This is a genomic window from Streptomyces nitrosporeus (assembly GCF_008704555.1).
In the GTDB taxonomy this organism is placed as follows: Bacteria; Actinomycetota; Actinomycetes; order Streptomycetales; family Streptomycetaceae; genus Streptomyces; species Streptomyces nitrosporeus.
Genome location: NZ_CP023702.1, coordinates 439841 through 456190, shown reverse-complemented (window position 1 = coordinate 456190; position 16350 = coordinate 439841). Strand labels below are relative to the sequence as shown.

The window sequence follows — 16350 nt, the reverse complement described above, 5'->3', positions numbered from 1 at the left end:
ATGACGGAGACGACGACCCACAGCCCCACGGGCCACCAGGCACGGGAGGCGCTCTCACCGGGCGTACGCCGGATCAGCCTCGACGCGGGAGGGCTCCCGCTCTCCGCCCTGCTGAGCGCACCCGCGGAAGGGCGGCCGTCCAGGGCCACGGTCGTCGCCCTGCACGGCGGCGGGATGAGCGCCGGCTACTTCGACGGCCAGGCACACCCCGACACCTCCCTGCTGACCCTCGGGGCCGGCCTCGGCTGCACCGTCCTCGCCCTGGACCGGCCCGGCTACGGGGCCTCGGCCGCCCGGCTGCCCGAGGGGCAGCCGCTGCTCGACCAGGTGACCACGGTACGGGCCGCGATCGACGGGTTCCGGGACCGCTGCCCCGCCGGGCCCCTCTTCCTGCTCGGTCACTCGTTCGGCGGGAAGGTCGCCCTGGCGATGGCCGCCGACGCCCCGCCCGGCTCCGTGCTCGGCCTGGACGTGTCCGGCTGCGGCCACCGCCCCGCGGCCGACGCGGCCCGGCTCGTGCGGGGCCACGACCGCAGCCTGCGCCACCTCAACTGGGGCCCGCTGCACCACTACCCCCCGGGCACCTTCCGGGCGGCCGAGCAGATCGTGGCTCCCATGCCCCGGCGCGAGCTCGCCTCCGTCACGGACTGGACAGAGCTCGCCCCCCGGCTGCTGCCCCGCGTCCCGGCCCCCGTGCGCCTCACCTTCGCCGAACACGAGGGGTGGTGGCGGCAGACCGACGCCGACCTCGCCGAGCTGACCGCCCTGCTGTCCGGCGCGCCCCGGGTCCTCGTCGACCGGCTCCCCGGCGCCGGACACAACATCAGCCTCGGGGCGACCGCGCGCGCCTACCACCTGCGCGCCCTCGGATTCCTGGAGGAATGCCTCGGCGCCACCGGCCGGCCCGCCGCCGCACCGTGAAACCGGCCGCCGCGGCCCACCCCTTCCGCGCCCTGCGCGTCCGCAACTTCCGGCTCTTCGCCGGCGGCCAGGTCGTCTCCGTCGCCGGCACCTGGATGTCGGTCGTGGCCCAGGACTGGCTCGTCCTGGAGATGACCGGCGACTCCGCCACCGAACTCGGCACCGTCACCGCCCTGCAGTTCACCCCCGTCCTGCTGTTCACCCTGCACGGAGGCAGGCTGGCCGACCGCTACGACAAACGGACCCTGCTGACCCTCGCCAACCTCGTCTCCGGGCTGCTCGCGCTGCTCCTCGCCGTCCTCGTCCTCGGGGACCTCGCACGCCTCACCCACATCTACCTCTTCGCGCTCGGCCTCGGACTGGTCAACTCCGTCGAGGTACCCACCCGGATGGCCTTCGTCGGCGAACTGGTGGGCCCCGAACTGCTGCCCAACGCCTCGGCGCTGAGCGCCGCCTACTTCAACGTCGCCCGGGTGGCGGGACCGGCGGCCGCCGGACTGGTCATCGCCGCCCTGGGCAGCGGATGGGTGCTCCTGGTCAACGCGGTGAGCTACGCCGCGACCGTGCTGACCCTGCGGTGCATCCGCCCCGGCGAACTGCACCGCGACGAACGCCGGACCGGCCCCGCGCGGGTCACCGACGGCCTGCGGCACGTCCGCGACCGGCCCGGCCTCACGGTCCCGCTCGCCCTGGTCGCCGGAGTGGGACTGTTCGGGCTCAACTTCCAGCTGACCCTGCCGCTGCTCGCCAAGACGGTGTACCGGGCCGACGCGGCCTCCTTCGGACTGCTGACCACCGTCTTCGCCGCCGGCTCGCTCGCCGCGGCCTTCCTCACCACCGCCCGCACCTCACGGCCCTCGGCGCGCCTGGTCACCTGCTCCGCCCTGGTCTTCGCCGTCCTGGAGGCAGCGGTCGGACGCGCCCCCGGCTACCCGGCGGCCGTGGTGCTGCTCTTCCTCACCGGGGGAGCCTCGGTGTACTTCGCGCAGGCCGCCAACCACCGCGTCCAGCTCGGCTGCGACCCCCGCTTCCGCGGCCGGGTCCTCGCCCTGTACACCCTGATCCTCCAGGGGACCACACCGCTGGGCGCCCTCCTGGTGGGACGGGTCGGAGCGGAATGGGGGGCCAGGGCCTGCTTCCTCGCCGGAGGCCTCGCCTCGCTCGCCACCGCACTCGCCGTGCTCGCCCTGCCCTCCGGACGCTCCGGCCCCGAACCCGCGGAGCACGGGAACCGGGCCGGCCGGGCCCTGCCCGGCACGGGGCGGCCCGCCGAGGACGCAGGGCCGTGACCGCACCACCCGCCCGGGCCGCACCACCCGCCCGGGCCGCACCACGCGCCCGGGGCCGCGTCTCCCGCCCCGGGCCGCACCGGCGCCGAGCCGCGGGCGGGAGCGGCCCTCACCCCCCGGCCAGCCGGCGGACGGCCTCCACGACCCGCCCCGCGCCGTCCTCGGACGCCATCCGCCGCGCCCCCTCGGCCGCGGCCCGCGCGTACTCCGGTTCCGCCACGGCCCGGCTGAGCGCCTCCGCCAGAGCGCCGGACGTCAGCGACCGGAAGGGGAGCGGGTCCGTCGCGGCGCCGGCCAGAGCGAGACGCCGCGCCCAGAACGGCTGGTCGGCGGTGACCGGTACGGGGACCGAGGGCACCCCGGCACGAAGGGCCGCGGCCGAGGTGCCCGCGCCGGCGTGATGCGCCACCGCGGCCAGCCGGGGGAAGAGCAGGGCGTGCGGCAGGTCCCCGACGGTGAGGACGTCGTCCCCGGACGCGGACAGGCCCGCGGCGCCCGACTGGAGGATGCCCCGCAGCCCTGCCTGCCGCAGCGCCGCGACGGCCGTCTCGCCGAGCCGCTCGCCCTCTCCCGCGGCCATGCTCCCGAAACCGATCAGTACGGGCCTGGGCCCGGCCCCGAGGAAGTCCTCCACCTCCGCCGGGAGCCGGACACCGGGCCCGGTACGGGGCCACCAGGAGCCCACCACCTCCAGCCCCGGACGCCAGTCGGCCGGACGCGGCCGGAGCACGGCGCTGAAACCGTGCAGGACGGGCCAGCCCTCCCGTTCCCGGCGGGCGCGCATCCCGCCGGGGGAGCACGGACCCAGCCGGAGGCGTTCACGCAGGCGGGAGACGGCCCGGGCGTAGACCCGGTCGGCCATCCGGAGGGCGAAGCGTCCCGCCGTACGGTTGCCGGCCCGGCCCAGTGAGCGTGTGCCCATGACGACGGGAGGGAACTCACCGGTCGGTGCCGTGGGCTGGAGGTACACCCCGAGCCCCGGTGTCCCGGTGGCCTCGCACAGATGCCAGCCGAGCGGGGCGGTGGTGGTGGACAGCAGCAGGAGGTCCGTCCCCTCCTCCACCGCGTCGGCGAGCCCCTGGCCGAGACCGGTGGTGAACGACGCGGCGGCGCGCATCACCTCGCGGTTGGTACGGACCCCCGTACGGCCCCGGGTGGCCGAGGGCAGGCGCCGGAACCCGAGCCCGGCATCACGCACCATCGGCTCGAAGACGTCCGGGGCGGCCATCGCGACCTCGAATCCCGCGTGCGCCAGCTCCACGCCGAGCCCGGTGTACGGGGCGACGTCACCACGTGAACCGGCCGTGGCCAGCAGGACCCTCATCGCCTCCCCCCGGCGTCCGTGCCGGTGCCCGCACCCGGTTCCGCGGCCCCGGCCCCGGGGTCCGGTTCCGCGCCGGCACCGGCGGTGGCCGTCGCACGGGCCGCGTTGGCGTGGACCGCGCGGCACAGGTAGCCGGCGAGTCCGGGCCGCTGCTCCGAAGCCGGAACGACCAGCGCGAAGGCGCGCGGGTCGGCGGCGAAGTCGTCGGCGATCCGCCGGTGCATGCCGGGCGGACACGGGGTGAACCAGCGGGTGAGATGGGAGCGGTGTGCCTCCGCGATGTCCATCGCGCACGTCCCGTCGGCGGGTTCGCCCGCGTCGAAGGCCGCGAGGAGCTCTTCACGCCAGACTGCGGCCTCGCCCGTGAGCGTCCGCCAGTCCTCCTTCGTATGGCCGGCCGCGCGTTCCATCGCCTCGTCGTGGGACGCGGAGCCCTCGAACTTCAGCCCGGCCTCGGTGGCGTAACTCAGGTCGAAGGTGATCTCGCCGAAGACCTCCGTACGCTCCCGGGGAGTCATGGGCACACCGGTCCGCTGGATCTCGATGGCCCGCTGGGTCAGTCCGACGAGCCGCTGGAGCCGGGCGATCTCCTCCCGGAGCCGTGACTGCCGCGAGCGCAGACGCTCCGAGGCGTCCGCCCGCGGATCCTCCAGCAGCGCCTCGATCTCGTCGAGCGGGAAGCCCAGCTCGCGGTAGAAGAGGATCTGCTGGAGCCGGGCCAGATCGGCGTCGCCGTAGAGGCGGTAGCCGGCCCTGCTGCGGCCGCTCGGGGAGAGCAGCCCGGTCCTGTCGTAGTGGTGCAGCGTACGCACGGTCACCCCGGCGAAAGCCGAGACCTGACCCACGGAGTACTCCATGGTCCTTCCTTTCTCGCGCCACCAGCCTCGGGCCTGACGCCGGGGGAGGGTCAAGCGCCGCCGGACCGCCCGGCCACCCCGGCGGCACGGTCCAGGAAGCCGGAGACCGGGCCGAAGGTCAGCAGCCCGCTGGACGCCCCGGCGAGCTCGCCGCGCGCCACGGCGAGTGCCGCGTGGGCGCGGGCCGCCGTCCCGCTGTCCCCGAGTTCCACCGCCGCCCGCGCCAGCAGGCACCACAGGCCCTCCTGCAACAGGTCGTGCGGCGGCCGGGGTGCCGCCCGCAGGGCCAGGAGCGCCTCGTCCCGGCGGTGCCCGCCCAGTAGCAGCAGTGGAAGAACCCATGGCCGGTACGGTCCCCAGTCGGTGTCCGCGAACCCGTCCGGTGAGGGCAGCAGGCCCGCCCGTACCACCGGGGCCAGCCGGGCCAGGGCGGGCAGCCCCGCCGCCAGCCCCGGCATCCCGCAGCCCTCCAGCAGCCCCACGGCCCTGCCGTAGGCGGCCCGTTCCGCGTCCGCGTCGCCGGAGACCGCGGCCCGCAGGGCCCGGTACCAGCCGGTGAACACCAGGGCGAGAGGCCGCTCGTGACGCTCCGCCAGCTCCTCGACGGCCGCGGCCTGGCCGTCCGCCGCCGCGAAGTCGCCCAGCCCGGACAGCGCCTGGAGCCGCACCAGCCGGCCCAGCACCTCCGGACCGGCCAGGCCGTGAGCCCGGGACAGCCCGACGAGTTCGGCCCCGATCGCCTCCCGCCGGGCCGCGAGCCCGCAGCGGTCGAAGGACTGGAGGCACACCCCGTTGAGCGCGAACGCCAGCAGGGAGGCGTCGCCGAGCCGCCGGGCGGCGGCCTCCGCCTCCCGCGCCGCGCGGCCCGCCCGCAGCCGCCAGGGATCTTCCTCCCGCCCCGCGGACACGGACGGCACCGGCCCGTCCGCCAGGGCGTCCCCGCGGGACTCCACCGCAATGGTGGCCAGAAGCCTGGCCCGGACCGCCTCGGGAGCGTCCCCGGGCAGCCGGGCGAGGGTCCGTTCCGCCGCCCGCACCACCGCGCGGGCGGCTTCCACGTCGTCCACCCGCGTCCAGACGGCCGGCACGTCGTACATCCCGATCACCCGGGCCGTCAGCTCCACGTCACCGGTCCGCTCCGCCGCCTCCACGGCCGCCGTCCGGTGCAGCCGCGCCGCGTCCAGACCGCCCGCACCCGTCACCGCCAGCCCCCGCAGCAGCCCCGCCGCCGCCTCCAGCCGGGCCGGTGAGCGGGCGGGCACGGCGCTCTCGTAGGCCGCCGCGGCCCGCGACCACACACCGTCGGCGACTCCCTCGGCCGGCCCCCGCAACCGGTCCGCCCCGCGCAGCACGTCCTGCTCCAGGCGCGCCAGCGCCGGACCCGGGTCCGTTCCCAGCTGATCGGCGAGCACCTGTCTGGCCCGGCGCAGCACCGCCAGCGCGTCGCCCTGCCGGCCCGACCGGTACAGGGCGGTCGCCAGCAACTGCCAGCCGTCCTCCCGCCACGGGTGCTCCGTCACGTGCGCGTCCAGATCGGGTACCGCCTCCCGGGCCGCCCCCGCACCGATCAGCGCCTCCGCCCGCCGCTCGACGGCGTGCAGCCGCAGCGCCGACAGCCGGGCGCGTTCACCGCGGGCCCACCGGGCACCGGCGAAGTCCGCGTAGGCCGGGCCGCGCCAGGACGCCAGCGCCCCGGACAGCACGGGCACCGCCTCGGCGGGCGGCAGCCCGCCCGCCCGGTCCACCGCCTCCTCGAAGACCCACGCGTCCACCGCCCCGGGCTCCGGCCGCAGCGCGTATCCCGGTCCCCGGGTCACCAGCAGCCGGGACGCCGTGCGCGGCGGACGGTCCGGCTCCAGGGCCTTGCGCAGCGCGGCGACGAACGTCCGTACCGAGCCCACCGCGGTCGCCGGCGGCTCCTCCCACAGGTCATCGACCAGCCGGGCCACCGGCACCGTGCGGCGCCGCGCCGCCAGCAGCCGGGCCAGTACCTCCCGGTGGCGCGGCCCGCCGAGCCGCAGCCCGCCGCCCGCGCCGTCCCGGGCGGTCACCGGCCCCAGCACGCCGAACTCCACCCGCATCGTTCCTCCCGCTCTTCCCCGTGCCCTGCCGGCAGCCCGTGTCCGGCACGGCGCCGGGCTCACTGATCGGTTGCTGATCCACCGCCCCGAAGGTGGAGGACGTCCCCGGCCCGGTCCACCGGACCTACCGGACCCGGGGGCCCCGCCGGACCCACCGGCGAGCACGCCACGAGAGAAGGATCTTCCATGACATCCGCCGCGAATCCCACCGGCCCCCTCCTTCCCGGCTTCACCCGGCACCGCCTGCCGGTGGACGACGGGGTGGAGCTGGACGTCGCCGTCGGCGGCACGGGCACCCCCGTCGTGCTGCTGCACGGCTTTCCGCAGACCCGGCTCATGTGGCGGCACGTCGCGGCCGACCTGGCCGCCGACCACACCGTCATCTGCCCCGACCTGCGGGGCTACGGCGCCAGTGACAAGCCGCTGGAGACCGGCCCCGACGTCTACGCCAAGCGCACCATGGCCCGTGACGTCGTCCGGGCGGCCGCGGCCCTCGGACACGGCCGCTTCGCCCTGGCCGGGCACGACCGCGGCGCCCTGGTCGCCTTCCGCGCCGCACTCGACCACCCGCGGGTCGTCAGCCACGCCGCGCTGCTCGACGTCCTGCCGACCCTCGACATGTGGGAGTCCCTGCGCGGGGTGCGCGCCGCCGTCGGGTTCCACCTCTACCTGATGGCGCAGCCGCCGGGCCTGCCCGAGCACATGATCTCGGCCGGCGCCGACGCGTTCTTCGGCTCCTTCCTCGACGCCTGGACGAACGACCCCTCGGCGATCCCCGCCGAGGTGCGGGCGGCCTACCTCGCGGCATCCGCGGCAGCCGTCCCGTCGATCGTGGCCGACTACCGGGCCACGGCCGGCGTGGACATCGAACACGACACCGCCGACCGGGAGGCCGGGCGGACCGTCACCGCTCCGGTCACCGTCCTCCAGCAGGACTGGGGCGCCGCCCTCGGCTACGACGCCGAGGCGCTGTGGCGGGCCTGGGCGCCCGACCTGCGCCACCGCACCGTCTCCACGGGCCACTTCATGGCGGAGGAGGACCCGGCCATGGTCGCCTCCGAGATCCGCGCGCTCCTGACCCGCCGGACACGCTGAGGCACCGGAGGCGCGGGGGTGCCGCCGGACGCGCCGGCCCCGGCGGCACCCGCCCCGAACCGCCTCACGGCGGCCGGGGGCCTGGCCGGGCCGGGGCTCCGGGCCGTCCGGACCGGCCGCGGGCTACCCCTCCGGACGAGGAAACACACACGGGTTACCATATGAGCGCCTCCTAGCTCGAAAGAGATTCTTGTGACTGTCAACGACGACTCGTTCACTGACTGGAAGAACCGCGAACGGATAGCGGAATCGATGATTCCGCTCATCGGGCGCCTTCACCGGGAGCGGGATGTGACGATCCTGCTGCACAGCCGCTCCCTGGTGAACAAGTCGGTGGTGAGCATCCTCAAGACCCACCGGTTCGCCCGGCAGATCGAGGGGGAGGAGCTCTCGGTCACCGAGACGCTGCCGTTCCTGGAGGCGCTCACCGCACTGGATCTCGGACCCTCCCAGATCGACATCGGGATGCTGGCCAAGACCTACCGCACCGACGGACGCGGCCTGTCGGTCGAGCAGTTCACCGCCGAGGCCGTCGCCGGCGCCACCGGCGAGAACAAGATCGAGCGCCGCGAGTCGCGTGACGTCGTCCTCTACGGCTTCGGCCGCATCGGACGCCTCCTCGCCCGTCTGCTCATCGAGAAGGCCGGCTCCGGAAACGGCCTGCGGCTCCGCGCCATCGTCGTCCGCAGGGGCGGGGACCAGGACATCGTCAAGCGCGCCTCGCTGCTGCGCCGGGACTCGATCCACGGCCAGTTCCAGGGCACCATCACCGTGGACGAGGCGAACAGCACGATCGTCGCCAACGGCAACGAGATCAAGATGATCTACGCCGACGACCCCTCCGAGGTGAACTACACGGCGTACGGCATCAAGGACGCCATCCTCATCGACAACACCGGCCGCTGGCGCGACCGCGCGGGCCTCTCGCAGCACCTGCGCCCGGGCGTCGCGAAGGTCGTGCTGACCGCCCCGGGCAAGGGCGACGTCCTCAACGTGGTCCACGGCGTCAACCACGAGACGATCAAGCCGGACGAGCAGATCATCTCCTGCGCCTCCTGCACCACCAACGCGATCGTCCCGCCGCTCAAGGCGATGGCGGACGAGTACGGTGTCCTGCGCGGGCACGTGGAGACCGTCCACTCCTTCACCAACGACCAGAACCTGCTGGACAACTTCCACAAGTCCGACCGCCGGGGCCGCTCCGCGCCGCTCAACATGGTCATCACCGAGACCGGTGCGGCCTCCGCCGTCGCCAAGGCGCTGCCCGAGCTGGACGCCCGTATCACCGGCAGCTCGATCCGCGTCCCGGTCCCGGACGTCTCGATCGCGATCCTCAGCCTGCGGCTCGCCCGTGAGACCACGCGCGAAGAGGTGCTCGACCACCTCCGCAACGTGTCGCTGACCTCGCCGCTCAAGCGGCAGATCGACTTCACCAACGCGCCCGACGCGGTCTCCAGCGACTTCATAGGCTCACGCCACGCCTCGATCATCGACGCCGGCGCCACCAAGGTCGAGGGCGACGACGCCATCCTCTACCTCTGGTACGACAACGAGTTCGGCTACTCGTGCCAGGTCGTCCGGGTCGTCCAGCACGTCTCCGGGGTCGAGTACCCGACCTTCCCCGTCCCGGTGGCCTGACCCCGCCGCCCGTTCAGCCGGCCCGGCCGCCCGCACCGCGGGCGGCCGTCGCCGTGTCCGCCGGGTGCGGTCCGCGGGTGGCGGTGAGGAAGACCCGGCGGGTGGGGATCTCGTCGGCGTACGCCTCGCGGACCGTGGCCTCCACGGTGCCGAAGCCGGCCGCCGTGACCGCACGGCGCAGTTCCCCGGCGGTGAACTCCGCCCAGTAGACCGGGATTCCGCTGCCCAGCGGATCGGGCCTGACCCCGTCCGCCGTGCCCTCCTTGGCCACGACGAGCAGGCGCCCTCCGGGGCGCAGCGCCCCGGCCCACGCCGCCAGGGTGCCCGGCAGCAGCGACCGGGGCTGGTCGTGGAGCGAGTAGTACGAACACAGCCCGTCCAGCCGTCCGGCCCACACCGCCCCGATGTCCCGCTGGTCGCCCACCTCGAACCGGCACGACGGCTTCTCGCGCCGGGCGAGGGCGACGCAGCGTGGCGACAGGTCGATGCCCGTCGCGTCGAGCCCCCGCGCGGTGAACACCTCCGTGACGTGGCCCGTGGGCCCGCAGCCGGCGTCGAGGACCCGGCCGCCCTCGCCGATCCCCGCCGCGAACGAGTCCAGTACCGCCCGGTCGAACGGCTTCGTGTCCCACTCGTGCCGGAACAGTTCCAGATACCGGTCGGCACGGGCGTCCCAGGACCGCACCACATCGGCCCGGCCACCGGGCACGGGCGGCGGGGACACGGAATCGTCGGGCATGCGCCGCATCGTAGCGGCCGGCACGGGCACGGATACGGGCATGGGTACGGATACGGACGCGGGCGGACCCGGGGACCCCGCGAAGGAGGCCCGGACCCGCCCGTACCCTCATGTACGCCGCAGCCGGGGCGTATCCGGAGGCGTCACGCGCCCTGGCCGGAACCCGGCCCCGAGCCCGCCGTCTTCTTGATGCCCTCGGTGATGTCGTCCAGCACGGAGAGCTTCGGCGCCTTGTCGTTGACGTCGAACCCGGAGCGGACGAGGACGAGCATGTCCTTGTTGTTCGGGGACGGGAAGGCGAGCGACTCGACGTACCCGTCGTCGCCGTTCTTCGTCACGACCTTCCAGCGCACCCGGTAGCCCTTCTGGCCGGCCACGGTGACCGCCTCGGACTTCAGTTCGTCGTGCGAGGTGATCCCGCCGTAGATCTTCTCGCCGTACGACTGCTCGGCGTTGGCCTCGATGTCGGCCAGAGCCGCGGCCTTCGACGTGGTCTCGGTGACCTCCAGCGCCTGGGCCGGCGCGGAGAACACCCCGCCGCGGACACAGCTCTGGCTCTTGTCGCCGGGGCAGGCGTACTGGCCGGTGGTCACCCCGGCACCGACCGGCGAGGACTCGCCGGACCAGCCCTCGGGGACCGGGATGCTGATACCGCTGGCGAAGTCGGTGGCGTACCCGTCCTCGGTCTGCGGCATCTGCCCGCCGGGACCCTGTCCCTGGCCGCCGCTCCCGCCGTCCCGGCCGTCGTCGTCCTGGCCGCCGGGACCGCGCGGGGCGTCCGAGGAGCCCGGTTTGACGGCCGACGTGCCGGGACGGCCCTCGGAGTTGCCGGCGCCCAGCAGATAGGCGCCGCCGCCGACCGCGGCCAGTACGACGAGACCGGCGGCTATGCCCGCGCCGACGCGTATCCGGCGGCGCCGGACGGCCGCGGGCGGAACGCGGAGCTGATCGGTCCACCGGCCGCCGTCCCACCAGCGTTCGAGCCGGGGACCGGTTCCTGAGTACCCGGGGTCTGGATGCCAGCCGGGAGGGGTCATCTGGGTCACAGGAGAACCGTAAGCGCACTCGGTGAGAATCGTATGAAACGCACAGGGTGCCGGTCGGCGCGGCCCCGGTGACCGCTGCCGGCCCGATCGGGCCGGCCCGGAACGCTCAGGGCTCGATCAGACCGGCCCGGATCGCGTACCGGGTGAGCTCCAGACGGTCCCTGAGGCCCAGCTTCTGGAGCAGGTTGGCCCGGTGGCGCTCCACCGTCTTGACGCTGATCACCAGCATCCCGGCGATCTCCTTCGAGGAATGCCCCTCCGCCACCAGCTTGAGGATCTCCTCCTCGCGCTCGGTGATCGCCCGCGCGGGCACGTCACCGCCCTCCCGCACCCGGTCCAGGTAGTTGCGGATGAGAGCCGTCACCGCGCCCGGGTAGAGGAACGGCTCGTCGCGCATCGCGGCCCGGCACGCCTCGACCAGGTCGCGGTCGGCCACCGACTTCAGCACGAACCCCGAGGCGCCCGCCTTCAACGCCTCGAAGAAGTACTGCTCGTTGTCGTACATGGTGAGCATCAGGATGCGCAGCCCGGGCATCACCCGGGAGAGCTCACGCGCCGCCTGAAGGCCCGTCAGGCGGGGCATGGCGATGTCCAGCACGGCCAGGTCGGGCTTCTCGGCGCGGGCCAGCTCGACGGCCTCGGCCCCGTCACCCGCCTCGGCGACCACCTGGAGACCGGGCTCCTGGTCGAGGATGAGTCGCACCCCCCGGCGCACCAGGGCGTGGTCGTCGGCGAGCAGGATGCGGGTCGTGCCGGAGGGTACGGCGGGGGAGTGGGGCATCAGTCGAGTCCGTTCCGTACGGGCACGTCGAGGCGTACGTCCGTACCGCCCGCCGTGCCGGAGGAGAGGGTGAGCCGGGCGCCGATGAGCAGCGCGCGCTCGCGCATGCCCCGCAGCCCGGCACCCTCGGGGGCGTCCCCGATACCGCGCCCGTCGTCGCGGATGCGCAGCTCCACCCCGTCCGGGCTGCGGCGCAGGGAGAGTTCCAGCAGTGAGGCGCGGGCGTGCCGGACCGTGTTGGTGAGGCACTCCTGGGCGATGCGGTAGACCACGAGTTCGGCCTCCTCGCCGAGTTCGGGCAGGTCCTTCTCCCACCGCCGCCGGATCGTGAGGCCGCCCGGCGTCGGGGTCTCGGTGGTCAGCGCGGTCAGCGCGCTGACCAGACCCAGCTCCTCCAGCACCCCGGGGCGCAGCCGGCGAGCGATCCGGCGGATCTCGTCCAGGCTGCCCCGGGTGATCTCCTGGACATGGGCCAGCTCCCCGCGCAGCGGCTCCGGGGCGTGGCCGGTGACCCGCTTGAGCTCCAGCAGGACAGCGGTGAGCGTCTGGCCGACCTCGTCGTGCAGTTCCTGCGCTACCCGGCGCCGCTCGCCCTCCTGCGCGGAGAGCGCACGGGCACTGCTGGTGGCGCGTTCCGCCTCCAGCCGGTCCAGCATGCTGTTGAACGTCTCGATCAGATCCGCGATCTCACCGTGGCCGCCGACCTCGGGACGCGGACGCGGGTGCAGCAGATCGATGGTCGCCATGGCGCGGGTGACCCGCTGGAGCGGTGCGAGCCCCAGCCGCAGCAACAGGGCGTTCGCCCCGAGCATCAGCGTGATGCCGCAGGCCAGGATCACGGCCTCGGTCAGTACCACCGGCGCCGACACCGTGATCGGGCCGAGCAGCAGCAGAGCACCCGCGGCCACCAGCACCGCGGCGTTCAGCAGGAAGATGCGCCAGAACAGGGACACAGCCGGCCGGGCCTCCTTCGTACGCTCGGGACGCCTCCACTATGGCCGGTCCGGACGGCGCCCCACACGCCGGGCCGCCGCCGGCACCCCGTCTGCATGGTGTCCCTCCCCCAGGATGGGTGTCGGCCCCGATGGTCCGGGGCATCCCCTTCGGCGGACGATGACGGTCCGGTGCACCGGCACGATCCCCGGGACCGGCGGAGGAACCGCCGAGGGAGGGAGACACCATGACTCACCAGGACGAACGGATCCACGACACCGTGCCCCCGCCCGGCCGTGCCCGCCCGGCCCCGGACCGCCCCCGCCCCGCCGCCGGCCGGACCGGACGGACACCCCGGCCCGGCCGCCCCGTGCGCACCACGCTCGCCTGGGTGTGGCTGGTGGCGGGACTGGCCGCGCTGCTGACCGGTATCGGCATCGGGCACGGACTGCTCATCGCCGCCGGTCTGGTGGTGGCCGGGGTGGGCGGCCAGCTCTTCGACCCGGACCGCCGCCCCGGAGGCCGGCGCCGCACAGCCCTCTGACCCGGCGCCACCGCTCCTGATCCGGTGGCACCGCTCCTGCCCCGGTGGCACTGCCTGCCGCGCCCGCGCGGCGTTGCCGGAGCGCCCACGTGACTTTGCCGCGTGGGCGCTCCGGCGCCTTGTGACCGCACGCACCGGGCACCGCGAGCCGACCGTACCCCCCTCTTGCCGGGGCCTCCGGCAAAGCCCGTGGCGCTGTGGCAGCGGGCCCGGCATCATCCCCGTGTGATCGTGATGCAGCCCGTTCCGGAGATCCTCGCTGCCGACGACTTCGCGCTCTGGCAGGCCGGCGAGCACGAGTCGTACGGTTACCTCGTTCTGCACGGGAAGCTGACTCTGGCGGAGGTCGGCACGGCGGTCATGCGCATCGCCGACTGCAACGGCTTCGAGCCGGAGGAGGAGCACGGGCCGTGCCCGACCGACCCGCTCGGCATGTTCCTGCACGGGCTGCTCACCATGCCCGACCTGTTCGCCGCCGGCGGGTTCCGGGTGACCGACGACGCCACCGGCACCGCCTTCGTCGAGCCGGGCTGCTGCAACGGCCTGGACAGCTGGCGGGACTGGCTGGAGGTGCTCGACGGCACCGGCTGCTCCTCCTTCGGCCACGACCCGTCCTCGGCGGCCGAACGCGTCGGCGACACCGTCCGGCTGACTCTCGACGTCTACGCGGAGGACGGCAGCCCGGAGACCGAGCTGCCGGTGGAACAGGTACGCGCACTCGTCGCCGGTGCCCAGCAGGACGTGCGGGACTTCCTCGGCTTCGCCGGAACCTGGGCCGGACGGAACCTGCCGGCACATGCCGCCGCCGTCACCGACGCCCTGGCCCGCGCCCTGGGCGCGGGGCCCGCACGATGACCGGCTTCCCGACCCGCCGAGCACGCGTGCACGGCGCGGGCCTCCGCCGTCGGCACGGCGCGCTGCGGACCCGCGTCACCCCCTTCGCGCCGTACGGCTTCCGGGCGGCCTGAGAGCCGTCCCGTGATCCGTGGCCGGACGCACCACCCCGGAACGTGCGGACCGGACAGGCGGCCGACTGCGGCGCGGCAGCCCGCCCTCCTTCGGCAAGCAGCCCCGCAGGCGACACAACGACGGGGAACGGTGCTTCAACCGCTTGAAGCGACGGCGCGGAACCTCTATCCGGTACGACGGGGCCGCCGAGTCCGCGGCGGCCGTCACGCCCGTGTCGCTCCTGACGCGGGCGTGACGGCCGAGGACACCCCTTCGAGGGGCTCTCCGGCATGACGGTCGGTCCGGGAGAGGACTCCTGTGACGGACGCCGGGAAAGGTTCTCGTTCGGTGCGCGGCAGCGACACCTCGACCAGTCTGCCGTCGTAGATCATCCAAACGCCGAAACAGTCGTCGTCCTCGTCGCGGACGAGGACTTGGACGGAGTGCGGATCCGGCCATGCCAGAGACTCCAAGTGGCTCAGCAATCCACGCCAGTTGTGGCGGATGAACTGGACAACCCATGCGTAGCACTCCTCGGACGGCGTACGCGACCCGCCGAACATGCCGTCGTCCACGCGTGTGAAGCACTGATGCCAGTCCCGGCCCTCGTCGGAGCGGGTGAGAGGCTCCATGAGCGCTTCCGCCCTTCGCGCCAGAACGATGACCTCTGTGTATCTGCTCATCAGCCCATGATGATCGTGTTCTGCTGGAAGGCGACCGAAAACCGCGATCACACTGTGGCGGCAGGGCCTAGGCCGATGGTCCGGCACGGAGCCCGATGCGTCCCCGGGCCGGCGCTGGTCGGATGGCGGAATGAGTGATCCGGCCGAAGAAGAGCCGGGGCAGGCCGTCCGCCTGCGCCTGGCCGAGGAGAAGAACGTCTGGCTGTGCACGGTGCGCCCGGACGGGACCCCTCATGTCACGCCCGTCTGGTTCGTCTACCGGGACTCCACCTGGTGGATCGGCGTCGACCGCGCCTCCGTCAAGGCCAGGAACGTCCGGGAGGACCCGAGGGTCTCCCTCGCCCTGGAGGACGGCGGGTCCCCGGTCGTCGCCGAAGGGGACGCCTCGCTCGTCCGCGGCGGTTTCCCCCGGGAGATCGTGGCCGCGTTCCAGCGGAAATACGGGTGGGACGTGTCCGCCCCCGCCCGCCCGGGGGCCGGGCGGGAGCTGCTGGAAGTGCGGGTGCGGCGGTGGCTGCTCGCCGGTACGGCCCAGTGACGGCGAGGACGGACGGCCGGGCGGCCCCTCCCTCTTTCTGGTCCGACCACATGGTATGTGTGACATAGTCGGGTCATGTGCACCAGCCGGAACGGGGAGTAGCGGATGTCTGTCGAGTGGCAGCCTGTGCGGCAGTCCCGGACGCATGAACTCGTGCTGCAGAGCATCGAGGAGCAGGTGTTCGCCGGAAGGCTCAGGGCGGGGGACCGGCTGCCCCCCGAACGCGAACTCGCGCCGGTCTTCGGAGTGAGCCGCTCCGCGCTGCGGGAGGCGCTCCGGGTGCTGGAGACCATCGGCGTACTGGTCGCGCAGCCCGGGCGCGGACCGGACTCGGGGGCCCGCATCGTACGCAATCCGGACGACGCCCTCGGGCGGCTGCTGCGTCTGCACTTCGCCCTGGGCAGCTACGGGCTGCACGACGTACTGGAGGCCCGGGTCGCCCTGGAGCGCTCCAGCTTCGCCGCCGCGGCGAAGCACGCGGCCGAGGGGGACCTGGACGAGGCGGCCGAGGCGGTCGGGCGGATGGCGCAGCCGGGCATCCTGCCGGAGGAGTTCAACGAACTCGACACCCGGTTCCACGTTAAGGTGGCCAGCAGTTCGGGCAACGCCCTGACCTCGACCCTGACTTCGGCCGTGCGCGAGTCCGTACGGCCCCTGATCCTGCGGGCCCTCGAAGAGGTGGACGACTGGCCGGCCACCCGGGCCCGGCTCAACGCCCAGCACACCGAGCTGCTGCGGCTGGTGCGTGCCGGTGACGGCGACGCGGCGGCCGATCTGGCGGAGGCCCACATCCGCGGTTTCCACGGCACCCTCGTCGACGGGGACCGGGAGGACGCCGGCGGCGAGGACACCGGTTGCGAGGGCGCAGGTCCCGCGTAGCGCGGAGCGGCGGGGGCCGGTGCGCGGGCCCGGTCGTTTTCCGGGCCCGCGCAC

The 16350-nt window shown here is 74.2% G+C and carries 16 protein-coding genes; 8 read left to right on the top strand and 8 right to left on the bottom strand.

All coding sequences use genetic code 11. The annotated features are described in order from the left end of the window. Both CP967_RS02050 and CP967_RS02045 read left to right on the top strand, forming a co-directional pair. Entirely contained in the window at positions 1 to 921 is a 921-nt protein-coding gene (locus CP967_RS02050) for an alpha/beta hydrolase (protein WP_150486263.1), read from the top strand. Beyond that, positions 882 to 2210 carry an MFS transporter gene (locus tag CP967_RS02045; RefSeq protein WP_150486262.1) on the top strand — a complete coding sequence of 443 codons (1329 nt, stop codon included), beginning with the start codon at positions 882 to 884 and terminating at the stop codon, positions 2208 to 2210. The genes CP967_RS02050 and CP967_RS02045 overlap by 40 nt, the downstream gene beginning before the upstream one ends. 109 nt (positions 2211 to 2319) lie before the next feature. On the opposite strand, the gene CP967_RS02040 is transcribed toward CP967_RS02045, so the two are convergent. Genes CP967_RS02040 through CP967_RS02030 form a run of 3 tightly spaced genes read right to left on the bottom strand, consistent with a single transcriptional unit; the run spans position 2320 to position 6472 of the window. Further along, positions 2320 to 3534 (bottom strand): glycosyltransferase, encoded by a 1215-nt coding sequence (locus tag CP967_RS02040; RefSeq protein WP_150486261.1) that lies wholly within the window; start codon positions 3532 to 3534, stop codon positions 2320 to 2322. After that, positions 3531 to 4391 (bottom strand): MerR family transcriptional regulator, encoded by an 861-nt coding sequence (locus CP967_RS02035; RefSeq protein WP_150486260.1) that lies wholly within the window; start codon positions 4389 to 4391, stop codon positions 3531 to 3533. The genes CP967_RS02040 and CP967_RS02035 overlap by 4 nt, the downstream gene beginning before the upstream one ends. 50 nt (positions 4392 to 4441) lie before the next feature. Continuing rightward, a complete protein-coding gene (locus CP967_RS02030; protein ID WP_190175358.1) occupies positions 4442 to 6472 on the bottom strand; it encodes an AfsR/SARP family transcriptional regulator in 2031 nt (676 codons plus the stop codon). 186 nt (positions 6473 to 6658) lie between these two features. Here CP967_RS02030 and CP967_RS02025 point away from each other — a divergent pair, with 186 nt between their 5' ends. Together CP967_RS02025 and CP967_RS02020 are read left to right on the top strand one after the other, a co-directional pair. Next, positions 6659 to 7567 carry an alpha/beta fold hydrolase gene (locus CP967_RS02025; RefSeq protein ID WP_150486259.1) on the top strand — a complete coding sequence of 303 codons (909 nt, stop codon included), beginning with the start codon at positions 6659 to 6661 and terminating at the stop codon, positions 7565 to 7567. A gap of 192 nt (positions 7568 to 7759) precedes the next feature. Next, positions 7760 to 9205 carry a glyceraldehyde-3-phosphate dehydrogenase gene (locus CP967_RS02020; protein ID WP_150486258.1) on the top strand — a complete coding sequence of 482 codons (1446 nt, stop codon included), beginning with the start codon at positions 7760 to 7762 and terminating at the stop codon, positions 9203 to 9205. Positions 9206 to 9218: 13 nt separating this feature from the next. On the opposite strand, the gene CP967_RS02015 is transcribed toward CP967_RS02020, so the two are convergent. The 4 genes from CP967_RS02015 to CP967_RS02000 all read right to left on the bottom strand — a co-directional run bounded on the left by CP967_RS02015 (position 9219) and on the right by CP967_RS02000 (position 12724). Continuing rightward, positions 9219 to 9944, bottom strand: a complete 726-nt coding sequence (locus tag CP967_RS02015) for a class I SAM-dependent methyltransferase (protein ID WP_150486257.1) — start codon at positions 9942 to 9944, stop codon at positions 9219 to 9221. Between the two features lie 143 nt (positions 9945 to 10087). Next, on the bottom strand, positions 10088 to 10981 hold the full coding sequence (locus CP967_RS02010) for a DUF2510 domain-containing protein (RefSeq protein ID WP_150491649.1): 894 nt from the start codon (positions 10979 to 10981) through the stop codon (positions 10088 to 10090). A 115-nt stretch (positions 10982 to 11096) separates the two neighbouring features. Continuing rightward, positions 11097 to 11771, bottom strand: coding sequence for a response regulator (locus CP967_RS02005; protein WP_150486256.1), 675 nt, complete (start codon positions 11769 to 11771; stop codon positions 11097 to 11099). Continuing rightward, positions 11771 to 12724, bottom strand: coding sequence for a HAMP domain-containing sensor histidine kinase (locus tag CP967_RS02000; RefSeq protein WP_150486255.1), 954 nt, complete (start codon positions 12722 to 12724; stop codon positions 11771 to 11773). Before CP967_RS02000 ends, CP967_RS02005 begins: the two co-directional genes overlap by 1 nt. Before the next feature lie 227 nt (positions 12725 to 12951). Between CP967_RS02000 and CP967_RS34475 the strand changes: the two genes are divergently transcribed. Further along, positions 12952 to 13248 (top strand): hypothetical protein, encoded by a 297-nt coding sequence (locus CP967_RS34475; protein WP_229888581.1) that lies wholly within the window; start codon positions 12952 to 12954, stop codon positions 13246 to 13248. A gap of 234 nt (positions 13249 to 13482) precedes the next feature. After that, positions 13483 to 14103, top strand: a complete 621-nt coding sequence (locus CP967_RS01990) for a hypothetical protein (RefSeq protein WP_150491648.1) — start codon at positions 13483 to 13485, stop codon at positions 14101 to 14103. Between the two features lie 317 nt (positions 14104 to 14420). On the opposite strand, the gene CP967_RS01980 is transcribed toward CP967_RS01990, so the two are convergent. After that, positions 14421 to 14879: a hypothetical protein gene (locus CP967_RS01980; protein WP_150486253.1), complete on the bottom strand. Its 459-nt coding sequence runs from the start codon at positions 14877 to 14879 to the stop codon at positions 14421 to 14423. A gap of 130 nt (positions 14880 to 15009) precedes the next feature. On the opposite strand from CP967_RS01980, the gene CP967_RS01975 reads away from it, so the two are divergent. Beyond that, a complete protein-coding gene (locus CP967_RS01975; RefSeq protein ID WP_150486252.1) occupies positions 15010 to 15417 on the top strand; it encodes a pyridoxamine 5'-phosphate oxidase family protein in 408 nt (135 codons plus the stop codon). A 105-nt stretch (positions 15418 to 15522) separates the two neighbouring features. Continuing rightward, positions 15523 to 16296 (top strand): FadR/GntR family transcriptional regulator, encoded by a 774-nt coding sequence (locus CP967_RS01970; protein ID WP_150486251.1) that lies wholly within the window; start codon positions 15523 to 15525, stop codon positions 16294 to 16296. Positions 16297 to 16350: the final 54 nt, after the last annotated feature.

Excerpts from the sequence above, each read along its gene's own strand:
- CP967_RS02050 (WP_150486263.1), top strand. The coding sequence starts at position 1 with ATGACGGAGACGACGACCCACAGCCCCACGGGCCACCAGGCACGGGAG.
- CP967_RS02045 (WP_150486262.1), top strand. The coding sequence starts at position 882 with ATGCCTCGGCGCCACCGGCCGGCCCGCCGCCGCACCGTGAAACCGGCC.
- CP967_RS02040 (WP_150486261.1), bottom strand. The coding sequence starts at position 3,534 with ATGAGGGTCCTGCTGGCCACGGCCGGTTCACGTGGTGACGTCGCCCCG.
- CP967_RS02035 (WP_150486260.1), bottom strand. The coding sequence starts at position 4,391 with ATGGAGTACTCCGTGGGTCAGGTCTCGGCTTTCGCCGGGGTGACCGTG.
- CP967_RS02030 (WP_190175358.1), bottom strand. The coding sequence starts at position 6,472 with ATGCGGGTGGAGTTCGGCGTGCTGGGGCCGGTGACCGCCCGGGACGGC.
- CP967_RS02025 (WP_150486259.1), top strand. The coding sequence starts at position 6,659 with ATGACATCCGCCGCGAATCCCACCGGCCCCCTCCTTCCCGGCTTCACC.
- CP967_RS02015 (WP_150486257.1), bottom strand. The coding sequence starts at position 9,944 with ATGCCCGACGATTCCGTGTCCCCGCCGCCCGTGCCCGGTGGCCGGGCC.
- CP967_RS02010 (WP_150491649.1), bottom strand. The coding sequence starts at position 10,981 with ATGACCCCTCCCGGCTGGCATCCAGACCCCGGGTACTCAGGAACCGGT.
- CP967_RS02005 (WP_150486256.1), bottom strand. The coding sequence starts at position 11,771 with ATGCCCCACTCCCCCGCCGTACCCTCCGGCACGACCCGCATCCTGCTC.
- CP967_RS34475 (WP_229888581.1), top strand. The coding sequence starts at position 12,952 with ATGACTCACCAGGACGAACGGATCCACGACACCGTGCCCCCGCCCGGC.
- CP967_RS01990 (WP_150491648.1), top strand. The coding sequence starts at position 13,483 with ATGCAGCCCGTTCCGGAGATCCTCGCTGCCGACGACTTCGCGCTCTGG.
- CP967_RS01980 (WP_150486253.1), bottom strand. The coding sequence starts at position 14,879 with ATGAGCAGATACACAGAGGTCATCGTTCTGGCGCGAAGGGCGGAAGCG.
- CP967_RS01975 (WP_150486252.1), top strand. The coding sequence starts at position 15,010 with ATGAGTGATCCGGCCGAAGAAGAGCCGGGGCAGGCCGTCCGCCTGCGC.
- CP967_RS01970 (WP_150486251.1), top strand. The coding sequence starts at position 15,523 with ATGTCTGTCGAGTGGCAGCCTGTGCGGCAGTCCCGGACGCATGAACTC.